Source organism: Streptomyces griseoflavus (genome assembly GCF_014649995.1).
GTDB lineage: Bacteria > Actinomycetota > Actinomycetes > Streptomycetales > Streptomycetaceae > Streptomyces > Streptomyces griseoflavus.
Map to the genome: position 1 here is coordinate 171393 of NZ_BMUC01000008.1, position 10512 is coordinate 181904.

Sequence of the window (10512 nt, forward strand, 5' to 3'; positions counted from 1 at the left end):
CGTGATCGATATCAACGAGTCCGTGATGCAGGTCCTTCTGGCGTTCCTCGTCGTCGGACCGCTCCTCGGCGCCGCCGCCGCCCTCCTGCCGGCCCCGCCCGGACTGAAGGGGAAGTCACCCGAGCAGGCCGTGCTCCGCCACGGCGTCACCGTCACCGGCGCGGTCCTCGCCGCGGCGATCGTCCTCGCGCTCGGCTTCGACCACAGCCGGCCGGCGACGATGCAGGCCACGACCGACATCAGCTGGATCCCCGCACTCGACGTGCGCATCCACCTCGGCACCGACGGCATCTCCCTCCCCCTTCTGGTCCTCACCGCGCTGCTGACCTTCCTCAGCGCCCTCCACGCGTACTTCAAACCGCCCGCGGGCCCGTCCCCGAAGGCCTTCGTCGCCCTGCTGCTCGTCCTCGAGTCCGGCACCCTGGCGACCTTCGCCGTCCTCGACCTGGTCCTGTTCTTCCTCGCCTTCGAGACGGTCCTCATCCCCATGTACTTCCTCATCGCCCGCTGGGGCGGCGAGGGCAGGGCCGAGGCCGCCTGGAAGTTCATCCTCTACACGCTGCTCGGCTCCGTGGTCATGCTGCTCGGTCTGCTCCTGATCGGAATCGAGGCGGGCACATTCGACATGGTGGCACTCGCCACTGACAACGGCCGGTCCCTGACCACATCCGTGCAGGTCATCGCCGTACTGGCGATCGGTGCCGGCCTCGCGGTCAAGACCCCGATGTGGCCGCTGCACAGCTGGCTGCCCGACGCCCACACCGCCGCCCCGACCGTCGGCTCGGTCCTGCTGGCCGGCGTCCTGCTGAAGATGGGCACCTACGGGTTCGTGCGCATCCTGCTGCCCGCCGCGCCGGACGGCTTCCGCACCTTCGCGCCCTACCTCGCCGCGTTCGCCGTCGTCGGCATCGTCTACGGATCCCTCGCCTGCCTGGCCCTCGCCAGACGGGGCGCGAACGGCGACCTCAAACGCCTCATCGCCTACTCCTCCGTCGGCCACATGGGCTTCGTCCTCCTCGGCATCGCCACCATGACCCCGACCGGCGTCAACGGCGCCCTGTTCGCCAACATCGCCCACGGCCTCATCACCGGCCTGCTGTTCTTCCTGGTCGGCGCCCTCAAGGACCGCACCGGCAGCACCGACCTCGACACCCTCGCCCGCCCGTCGCCCGACCACCACCCCGCAACGAGCGGCTCCGCCGCGCCGGAACATTCCGAGACCGGCGCCGCCCTCTACGGCAAGGCACCGCGCCTCGGCGGCCTGCTCGCCTTCGCCGCCGTCGCCTCCCTCGGACTGCCCGGCCTCGCCGGATTCTGGGGCGAGATGCTCGCCCTGTTCGGCGCCTTCGAACCCGCCGAAGGACTCAGCCGGCCCGCCTTCCTCACCTTCATGGCGATCGGCGCGTTCGGCACCCTGCTCACGGCCGCGTACCTGCTGATCGTGGTCCGCCGGGTCTGCATGGGCGCCCCGCCCCAGGACGCCCCGCGCCTCACCGACGTGCGCTCCTACGAGTTCGCGGCCTGGACCCCGCTCGTCGTCCTCACCGTCGTCGCCGGCCTGTGGCCCAGGGCCCTGCTCGGACTGACCGACCCGGCCGTGCAGCAGCTCCTCACAGGAGGCACCCGATGAGCTCCCTCGTCCAGTCCGTCGACTGGCTGGCCATCGCGCCGCCCACCATCGCGGCGGTCGCCGGACTCGCCGTCCTCGTCGCCGACCTGTTCGTCGACGAGCGGAGGAAGCCGCTCCTCGGCCGGCTGGCGATCGCCGGACTCGCCGCCGCCACACTCATGCTGCTGCCCCTTCTCGACGCCGACCGCAGCACCTTCTGCCTGACCGGCGACACGAGCGTGTGCAGCTACACCGCCGACCGCTTCACTCTCGTCGTCCAGTTCCTGGTCCTCGGCGGCGCCCTCCTCGCCGCGCTGCTCTCCGTCACCACCCTGAAGGACGAACGCGCACGGCTCCCCGAGGGCGAGTACTGGTTCCTGTTCCTCGCCTCCGCAGCCGGCGCCGCCCTCCTGCCCGCCTCCCGTGACCTCGCGACCCTGGTCGTCGCCCTCGAGGTCGCCTCCCTGCCCGCCTTCGCCCTGGTCGGCCTCAGGCACGGCGACCGGAAGTCCTCCGAGGCGGCCCTGAAGTTCTTCCTGTCCTCCGTCACCGCCACCGCGGTCAGCCTGCTCGGCATCAGCTTCGTCTACGCCGCCACCGGCACCCTCCACCTCACCCGCGTCGCCGAGCGGATCCAGACCGTCGACGGGCAGCTCCACACCCTCGCCCAGACCGGCGTCGTCCTCACCCTCGTCGGCTTCGCCTTCAAGACCGCCGCGGTGCCCTTCCACTTCTGGGTCCCCGACACCTACGTGGGCGCCCCCCTGCCGATCGCCGCCTACCTGTCCGTCATCGGCAAGGCGGTCGGCTTCTCCGGCCTGATCCTCGTCACCGTCGTCGCCCTGCCGTCGTACGCCGGCGTCTGGGGCCCCGCCCTCGCCGTCCTGGCCGCGCTCACCATGACCGCCGGCAACGTCGGCGCCCTCAGACAGCAGGCCGCACGCGCGCACAGCGCGGTACGCCTCCTCGCCTGGTCGTCCGTCGGCCAGGCCGGGTACCTCCTGGTGCCGATCGCCGCCGCCGCCTACTCCGGCGACGCCGAGAAGTCCATCGGCTCCACCCTCGCCTACGCCCTCATGTACGCCGCCGTGAACCTGGGCGCGTTCGCGGTGGCCGCCCTCGTGGGCCGCACACACCGCCTCAACCGCGTCGCCGACTACCGCGGCCTGTACGCCTCCAGCCCGCTCACCGCGCTCCTCCTCGGCTTCTTCCTGCTCTGCCTCGCCGGACTCCCGCCGGGCATCATCGGCCTCTTCGCCAAGGTCACCGTCTTCGCCGCGGCCGTCGACGCCGGACTCGGCTGGCTCGCCGTCGTCATGGCCGTCAACGTCGTCATCGCGCTGGTCTACTACCTCCGCTGGACCGCCCTGCTGTTCCGCGCCCCCGAGGGGGAGCCGGTCCGGCACCGCCTCCCCGCTCCCCTCACCGCCGCCATCGCCCTGACCGGAGTGATCGGCATCGCCCTGTCCGGCGCCCCCCAGCTGGTCCTCCGCTTCACCGACACCGGACTCTTCTGAGCCCGTCCCGGCACCTCCCCGCACGGCCGTCACCCGGACGGTTCACACGTGCCACCGCGCGCACAAGGGAACTAGTGCCCTTCGCCTCGCGTTGACCGGTACGGGAGGGTCCACTGGACGTGACACCACGCAACCGTGGGCAGCGCGGGTCAGAAGGAAGATCAGCAGATCGCAGCGAGGGTCCCCCTGTCGCAGGATTTGGAGGGCGTACCGTGCACCGCCGGCACAACGGGCTCAGGACAGCGGTCCTCCTCGGGGGACTGTCCGCACTCATCATCGTCATCGGCAGCTTCTTCGGCCGCACGGGCCTCGTCGTCGCCGTCGTCGTCGCGCTCGGCACCAACGCCTACGCGTACTGGAACAGCGACAAGCTGGCCCTGCGCGCGATGCGCGCCCGCCCGGTGAGCGAGTTCGAGGCGCCGGGGCTGTACCGCATGGTCCGCGAGCTCTCCACGCAGGCCCGTCAGCCCATGCCCCGCCTGTACATCTCCCCGACGGAGGCCCCCAACGCCTTCGCCACCGGCCGCAACCCGCGCAACGCCGCCGTGTGCTGCACCGAAGGCATCCTGCGCCTGCTCGACGAGCGTGAACTGCGCGGCGTCATCGGGCACGAGCTCAGCCACGTCTACAACCGCGACATCCTGATCTCCTCGGTCGCCGGCGCCCTCGCCTCCGTGATCATGTTCCTGGTCAACTTCGCCTGGCTGATCCCGATCGGCCGTTCGAACGACGACGACGGCCCGGGTCTCCTCGGCATGCTGCTGATCATGATCCTGGGCCCGCTCGCCGCGTCCGTCATCCAACTGGCCATCAGCCGTTCCCGCGAGTACGAGGCGGACGCCTCCGGTGCCCAGCTCACCGGCGACCCGCTCGCCCTCGCCGGCGCCCTGCGCAAACTGGACCACGGGACCAAGCAGCTGCCGCTGCCTCCCGAGCCCCGCATCGAGACGGCCAGCCACATGATGATCGCCAACCCGTTCCGTCCCGGCCGAGGGCTCTCCAAGATGTTCTCCACCCACCCGCCGATGGCGGAACGCATCGCCCGGCTCGAGAAGATGGCAGGTCACCACCAGTGAAGACCATCCTGAACCTCATATGGCTCGTCTTCAGCGGCTTCTGGCTGTTCCTCGGCTACCTGCTCGCGGGCGTGCTGCTCTGCATCACGATCATCGGCATCCCCTTCGGTGTCGCCGCGTTCCGCATCGGCGTCTACGCCCTGTGGCCCTTCGGGTACACGACGGTCGAACGCCGGGACGCGGGAGCCCCGTCCTTCCTCGTCAACGTGCTCTGGCTCCTCCTGGCCGGCTGGTGGCTGGCGCTCGGTCACGTCGTCACCGGGCTCGCCCTGTGCGTGACGATCATCGGAATTCCGCTCGGCATCGCCAACTTCAAGCTGATCCCGGTCTCACTGTTCCCGCTGGGCCGCGAGATCGTGCGCACCGACCAGGCGTTCACGTCCACGTCGCGCTGGTAGGCGAACCCGCCGGTCCGTCATGAACCGGCGGTTGTCCACAGTCCGGGTCGTCCACAGTCCGGGAGTTGTCCACAGGCCGGCACGCCGTCCGGCGACATCCCGCACGATGAACCCATGACCGCACACGAGCAGTCGCCGACACGGGCCCGCCCCGGCACCCGCCGTCCGCCGGCTAACGGCTCCCGACCGACCTCCGCACGCCGTACACCGCCACACCCACCGCCAGCACCCCCGCGCCCACGGCGACCGACACCCACGGCAGCGAGAAGGCCAGCACCAGGCACCCGGCGAGCCCCACCGCCGGCACCACCCGCGCCACCGGCCTCGCATCGAGCGTCCACGCCGACGCGTTGGCCACCGCGTAGTACGCCAGCACACCGAAGGAGGAGAAACCGATCGCACCGCGCACATCCACCGTGGCGGCCAGTACGGCGACCACCGCGCCCACCACCAGCTCCGCCCGGTGCGGCACCCGGAACCGCGGATGCACGGCGGCCAGCGCACCCGGCATATGCCGGTCCCGGGCCATCGCCAGTGTCGTCCGCGACACCCCCAGGATCAGGGCGAGCAGCGAACCCAGCGCGGCCACCGCCGCGCCGGCCCGCACCACCGGCGCCAGCTCGGGCACCCCGGCGGCCCGCACCGCGTCGGCGAGCGGCGCGGTGGCATCGCCCAGCCCCTTCGGCCCCAGCACCGCGAGGACGGCCGCGGCGACAGCCACGTACACGACCAGCGTGATGCCCAGGGCCAGGGGAATGGCCCGGGGAATGGTGCGCGCCGGGTCCCGGACCTCCTCACCGAGGGTCGCGATACGGGCGTACCCGGCGAAGGCGAAGAACAGCAGACCGCCCGCCTGAAGCACCCCGCCGGCCCCCTCGGACAGCCCGATGTCCAGCCGTCCGGCACCGGCTTCCCCCGACGTCAGACACACGACCACCACGGAAGCGAGGACCGCCAGCACCACACCCACGATCGCCCGCGTCAGCCGTGCGGACTTCTGCACGCCGCCGTAGTTCACCGCGGTCAGCAGCACCACGGCGGCGACCGCCACGGCGTGCGCCTGCTCCGGCCACACGTACGCGCCCACCGTGAGCGCCATCGCCGCGCAGGAGGCCGTCTTCCCGACCACGAACGCCCAGCCGGCCAGATAGCCCCAGAACTCCCCGAGCCGCTCCCTGCCGTACACGTACGTGCCGCCCGACGCCGGGTACCGGGCGGCGAGGCGGGCCGACGACGCCGCGTTGCAGTAGGCGACCACCGCCGCGACCGCCAGCCCGAGGAGCAGACCGGTACCGGCCGCGTGCGCGGCGGGCGCCAGCGCGGCGAAGATCCCGGCCCCCACCATCGAACCGAGACCGATGACCACGGCGTCACCGACGCCGAGCGTGCGCCGCAGCCGGGGACCGGAGGTGTCTGTCATGGGGCCGCACCCTACTGATCAAGTGCAACCAGTACATGGACGTGGGGCTTCTTCCCGGGTGCAGGCACGACAGGAAAGGGGCAGGTGCACCGCATGACGTTCATCAGCTGGATCATCCTCGGACTGCTGGCCGGAGCGATAGCGAAGTTCCTGCTCCCCGGCCGCGACCCGGGCGGCCTCGTCGGCACGACCCTGATCGGTGTCGCCGGCGCCTTCATCGGCGGCTGGATATCGGCCCGTTGGCTCGACCAGCCGATCACCAAGGACTTCTACGACGGCACCACCTGGGTCGCCGCCATCGGCGGCTCACTGGTCCTCCTGATCGCCTACCGCATCCTGTTCGGCCACTCGCGGGACTGACGGACGGGACGGGGCGGGGCGGGCACCGTCCGGTGCCCGCCCCGCCCCGCTCGCCGCCCGTGGTCCTACCGGTAGTTCACGTACCGCCCGCTTGATCGTCTGACCTGCGCGTTACCGCCGAAAGGGCGGGTGACGTGCGAAAACTACTGACAGTGGTTGCCAACGTTTCGGGACGTTGGTCACCGCCTTGTGCCCCGCTTGTGCCCTCGAGGGCACAAGGGCCCCGCGGTCCTCCGGACTCCGCTCCGTCTGCATCTGCAGACAGAGCGGCGCCGCCCGGTGATCTCACCCACCGAACGGCGCCTTGATCCAGACCCACCCTGATCAAGGAGTCCGAACCATGAGCACCACCGTAGTGCCCCTCCCTGCGTTCCTTGGCGAGGTCCTCGCCAGCGCCGACGCAGCCATAACCAATCCGGCCGTCCGTCGCGCTCGGGCTGACATCACCGTGGCCCAGGCCCTCGAGGTGGAGGAGCGAACCGCCCTCGAGCGGTCGATGGACACACGCTTCCCGAAGACGACCGCTCTCCTGGCCGACGGTGAGCAGCCACGGGCACACGTCCTCGAGACGGACGCGGCCGGCGCCGGACGGGTGATCGAGGACCTGGCCGTGTTCCTCGAGGGCCTGCGTGCCCAGCACACGCAGATGACGGCGGAGCCCGCGGCCGCCACCCAGGCCGGTACCTGCAGCGGGCTTGGCGGCGCGTGTGTGGCCGACCACGACGGTTCGCCGTTCGGGCCGGAGGACAGGCACTGCACCAGTTCGTCGGTGCGGATGCCGGACCGGTACGGCCATGACTTCCCCTCGGCGGAGCTCATGCAGTGGACCGGTGACGAGCCGTTCATGGACATCGGCCGGGACACTCCGGAGCTCGACCTCGCTGGCGTCGACCAGCTGCTGGACGACCTGCGCCAGTACACCGCCCGCCTCGCCGGTCTGCGCGCGCAGCTGGCCCGGCTGCAGGGCGGTGGCCGATGAGCGAGCCGCGTACCGTCACCCTGCCCACCACTGACCACGGGGACGTGACGGTCCCCGAGCCGTCCTGGTGCATCGGCCACGCCGACCACCGGCCCGAGCTGCGGGCCGACATCCTGCACCGTGGCGCTGACGTCCCCCTGACGTTCCGCGCCCACCACATCATGGACGCCGGCCTGGTGCAGGCCCCGTTCTCCACGGTCGAGATCCCGGAGCTGTGCAGCAGCACGACGGGCGTGTCCATCAGCGCCATCGCGCGGACGCTCGACGCGCGCGGCGTGTACGAGCTCGCCGCCGCGCTGGACACGTACGCGGACCGGTTGCGCTCCCTCGCGGACCAGCTGCTCGTCGTCCTCGCAGAGGGGGACCTGTGAAGCGGGACCCCTTGCTGTGGGCTGCGCTGGTCGCGGTCTTGGTCGTGCTCGCCTCGGCGGAGTACGAGCTGGCGGTGGCGTGCGGCTTCGGCCGGTACGTCGCCGCCGGCGTCCCGGCCGCCCTGGACGTCTACGCGCTGGCCGCTCTGCGGGCACGCCGCGACGTCCTGGCGGTCGTCCTCACCCTGATCGCGGTGAACGCTGCCAGCCACCTGGTGGCCGTCGGCCTGCTGCCGGTGTCCGTGCCCCTGGTGGTGGCCGTCTCGGCGGTCGCCCCGCTGGTCCTGTGGCGCGTGCACCGACTCTCCGAGGGCCGTCCGGAACCGGTGGCGGAACCGGCCCTCGAGGTCAGTTCCGCCCCGGCGGAAGCCGCGGAACCGGTCACCGTGGAGCGGGCGCCGGCCCCGGTCGACGCGGCCCCCGTCGGGCCGGTCCTCGGCCCGTCGCAGCCGCTGGCGGAACTGGCGCGCGGAACCGGCGGAACCGAGGGCGGAACCAGCCCTGACGTGCCGCTCTCCGAGTGGTTCGCCACGCTGCCGAGCGGCTTCGAGCCGTCGGCGGAATCGGCGCCGGAACCTCCGGCGGAACCGGTTCCGCCCGCAGTTCCGCCGGGCGGAACCGGCGCTGCGGACCTCGAGACGGTGGACAGCAGCAACACCACGTTCGCCGCCCGCGTCGCCACCGTACGGACCTGGCTCGAGACGGAACCGGAACTCACCGGAACCGAGATCGGAACCAGACTCGGCGTATCCGACGGCTACGGCCGGCGTCTCCTGCGCACCGCCCGGGAGGACGCGTGATCGCCCCGCTGTTCCCCGTCCTCACCGTGCTGGCCTTCGCTGGCCTGTGCGCGCTCGCGCTCCGCGACGTTCCCCGCATCACCGGCACCGTCGCCTTCGTGCTCACCCTCGCCGCGCTCGGCGTGGCGACTCTCCGCTGAAGGACCACCCCATGCAGATCGTCACCATCGGCGGCGTCACCGTCGGCCTGTGCATCCTCGGCTACTTCCTCACCACCTGGTACCCCGGCCGCAAGCCGCTGCAGAAGGACCCCGTCCGTCACGCCGCGGCCCTCGCCCCGTTCCTCTTCGCCTGGGCGTACGGCTGCCTGACCATCCTCGGCATCGGCGGCCTCATCGGCTGGATCGCCGACACCGCCTTGTGGATCTCCTCCTGGCTCGGCGACGTCGCCCTCGTGTGGGGCGTCGGCACCGCGGCCGGACAGGCAGCCGGCGGAACCGTCTACCTGCCGCTCACCCAGACCGGCGGCGCCATCGTCCTCATCCTCACCGCGGTGATGGTCGCCATCGTCAAGAAGTCCACCAAGCACGGGGCGGCGATCAAGCTGGGCGCCTGGTGCGGCATCTGCCTCGGCACCAGCGCCGGGATCGCAGGCTTCGCCGCCGTGCCCCTCGCCCAGGCCGTCAACTGGCTCGGCCAGACCGTGTACGGCGTCCTGTGATGGCGGCCCGCAAGAAGTCGGCAGAGACCGAGCGGGAGCCGTCCCGCGCGGCCGGCGGATGCGTCCTCGTGGTCCTCGCCGGGGCGGCCCTCGCTGGGGTGTTCGCCGCGTCGACGGAGGCCGGGATTCTCACGCTGTGGGTGGTGGCCGCGGGCGCTCTGTGGAGGGCCGCCCGCAAGAAGATGCCGGATGCAGCTAACCCCGCTCCCCCACCGGGGTCCACCCCCCTCTCGGAGGCTGAAGAGGCTGGTCACGGCGGTGTGCGTGTCGAGCGCCGTGACGGGATGCTCGTCCTCTACGACCTGTCCGAAGAGATCCACTTCACCGTGTCGGACGGGGAGGTGAACCAGGCATGATCCGTCGTCTCCTCGCAGTCCTCGGCTACGACCAGCCGCCGCTGAACTACTGCCCGAACTGCGCCGGCCACTACCCGCCCTCGCACTTCCCCTGCAGCTAGCCGCACCCTGCCCTACGCTCGGCAGCGTGCCCCCGCACGACGGCCCCCGGGATTGACTCCCGGGGGCCGTCGCCGTGTCCGGTCCGGCCGCGCCGCCTGGGGGGCTCAGCGGCCAGACCGGGGCCTACCGTGGCACGCACACCCGCAGCGCACCGTAAGCACCGGCACCTCCCACTTCGGGGCGCCCGGGCGCCGGATCTCCTGCGGACCACCGCACATCGCGTGCTCACCCAACGAGCACTCCGGCGTCCGCTCCGGACCGCTCACCGGTCCGCGAACGGCACCAGGCCGTGACGCTCCCGGCACGGCTCGCACGCGTACTGCACCCCACCGGACCCGCTGCCCTGCTCGACGACGTCGATGAGCCGCACGCCGGCGGAGAACCGGTTGTGCCAGGAACAGAAGCCGTACCCCTGCGGGGTGTCCTCGGTGTGCTCGCTCTGCGTACCCTGCGCCATGTCGACTCCTTCACCAGTCGGCCAGCCCCCGGGCCGTTCACGCGGTTGCGGGGGCGCTGTTGTGTGGGTCACACCGTAGGGAGCCTGTACACCCCTGTCCATGCCTAGGTATGGCTATGCGTATCTATGCCCAGTTACGTCCGTATATCTACAGTCGGACGGGTGACCGACTACGACCCGACCCGCCCCAAGTGGGAGCAGATCGCCAGCGTGCTGCGTGAGCGCATCGCCGTCGGCGAGCTCCCGCCCCGCACGCTGATCAGCGAGGTGCGCCTGGAGGCGGAGTTCGGCGTCGCCCGCGGCACCGTACGCAAGGCAACCGCCGCGCTGCGAGATGAGGGCCTGATCGTGACCACGCCGGGCATGGGCTCCTTCGTCGCCGACCAGGGGTGAGGGGCGCCCGCTC

14 protein-coding genes are annotated in these 10512 nt (G+C 71.6%); 12 read left to right on the forward strand and 2 right to left on the reverse strand.

Going from position 1 to position 10512, the window contains the following annotated elements:
• The first annotated feature begins 1 nt into the window (after nucleotide 1).
• The 4 genes from IE172_RS18315 to IE172_RS18330 all read left to right on the forward strand — a co-directional run bounded on the left by IE172_RS18315 (nucleotide 2) and on the right by IE172_RS18330 (nucleotide 4600).
• On the forward strand, nucleotides 2-1630 hold the full coding sequence (locus tag IE172_RS18315; RefSeq protein ID WP_190098321.1) for a complex I subunit 4 family protein: 1629 nt from the start codon (nucleotides 2-4) through the stop codon (nucleotides 1628-1630).
• Nucleotides 1627-3126: an NADH-quinone oxidoreductase subunit N gene (locus IE172_RS18320; protein WP_190098322.1), complete on the forward strand. Its 1500-nt coding sequence runs from the start codon at nucleotides 1627-1629 to the stop codon at nucleotides 3124-3126. Before IE172_RS18315 ends, IE172_RS18320 begins: the two co-directional genes overlap by 4 nt.
• Before the next feature lie 212 nt (nucleotides 3127-3338).
• Nucleotides 3339-4202: a zinc metalloprotease HtpX gene (gene htpX / locus IE172_RS18325; protein WP_190098323.1), complete on the forward strand. Its 864-nt coding sequence runs from the start codon at nucleotides 3339-3341 to the stop codon at nucleotides 4200-4202.
• Entirely contained in the window at nucleotides 4199-4600 is a 402-nt protein-coding gene (locus IE172_RS18330; protein WP_190098324.1) for a YccF domain-containing protein, read from the forward strand. The genes htpX and IE172_RS18330 overlap by 4 nt, the downstream gene beginning before the upstream one ends.
• Nucleotides 4601-4772: 172 nt before the next feature.
• Here IE172_RS18330 and IE172_RS18335 read toward each other — a convergent pair whose 3' ends face one another.
• Entirely contained in the window at nucleotides 4773-6020 is a 1248-nt protein-coding gene (locus tag IE172_RS18335; protein WP_190098325.1) for an APC family permease, read from the reverse strand.
• A 93-nt stretch (nucleotides 6021-6113) separates the two neighbouring features.
• Here IE172_RS18335 and IE172_RS18340 point away from each other — a divergent pair, with 93 nt between their 5' ends.
• The 7 genes from IE172_RS18340 to IE172_RS18370 all read left to right on the forward strand — a co-directional run bounded on the left by IE172_RS18340 (nucleotide 6114) and on the right by IE172_RS18370 (nucleotide 9547).
• Nucleotides 6114-6380, forward strand: coding sequence for a GlsB/YeaQ/YmgE family stress response membrane protein (locus IE172_RS18340; protein ID WP_189558459.1), 267 nt, complete (start codon nucleotides 6114-6116; stop codon nucleotides 6378-6380).
• Nucleotides 6381-6720: 340 nt separating this feature from the next.
• The gene (locus IE172_RS18345; protein ID WP_190098326.1) at nucleotides 6721-7359 is read left to right on the forward strand and encodes a DUF6907 domain-containing protein; all 639 of its coding nucleotides are present in this window, start codon (nucleotides 6721-6723) and stop codon (nucleotides 7357-7359) included.
• Entirely contained in the window at nucleotides 7356-7730 is a 375-nt protein-coding gene (locus IE172_RS18350; protein ID WP_190098327.1) for a DUF6907 domain-containing protein, read from the forward strand. The genes IE172_RS18345 and IE172_RS18350 overlap by 4 nt, the downstream gene beginning before the upstream one ends.
• Nucleotides 7727-8530, forward strand: a complete 804-nt coding sequence (locus tag IE172_RS18355; protein ID WP_190098328.1) for a hypothetical protein — start codon at nucleotides 7727-7729, stop codon at nucleotides 8528-8530. Before IE172_RS18350 ends, IE172_RS18355 begins: the two co-directional genes overlap by 4 nt.
• Nucleotides 8527-8670 carry a hypothetical protein gene (locus IE172_RS18360; RefSeq protein ID WP_190098329.1) on the forward strand — a complete coding sequence of 48 codons (144 nt, stop codon included), beginning with the start codon at nucleotides 8527-8529 and terminating at the stop codon, nucleotides 8668-8670. Before IE172_RS18355 ends, IE172_RS18360 begins: the two co-directional genes overlap by 4 nt.
• An 11-nt stretch (nucleotides 8671-8681) precedes the next feature.
• Nucleotides 8682-9191: a hypothetical protein gene (locus IE172_RS18365; RefSeq protein ID WP_190098330.1), complete on the forward strand. Its 510-nt coding sequence runs from the start codon at nucleotides 8682-8684 to the stop codon at nucleotides 9189-9191.
• Complete coding sequence (locus tag IE172_RS18370; RefSeq protein WP_190098331.1) at nucleotides 9191-9547, forward strand: hypothetical protein; 357 nt, start codon at nucleotides 9191-9193, stop codon at nucleotides 9545-9547. Before IE172_RS18365 ends, IE172_RS18370 begins: the two co-directional genes overlap by 1 nt.
• A 364-nt stretch (nucleotides 9548-9911) precedes the next feature.
• Here IE172_RS18370 and IE172_RS18375 read toward each other — a convergent pair whose 3' ends face one another.
• Nucleotides 9912-10106: a hypothetical protein gene (locus IE172_RS18375; protein ID WP_190098332.1), complete on the reverse strand. Its 195-nt coding sequence runs from the start codon at nucleotides 10104-10106 to the stop codon at nucleotides 9912-9914.
• A 162-nt stretch (nucleotides 10107-10268) separates the two neighbouring features.
• Here IE172_RS18375 and IE172_RS18380 point away from each other — a divergent pair, with 162 nt between their 5' ends.
• Nucleotides 10269-10499, forward strand: a complete 231-nt coding sequence (locus IE172_RS18380) for a GntR family transcriptional regulator (protein ID WP_190098333.1) — start codon at nucleotides 10269-10271, stop codon at nucleotides 10497-10499.
• Nucleotides 10500-10512 lie beyond the last annotated feature (13 nt).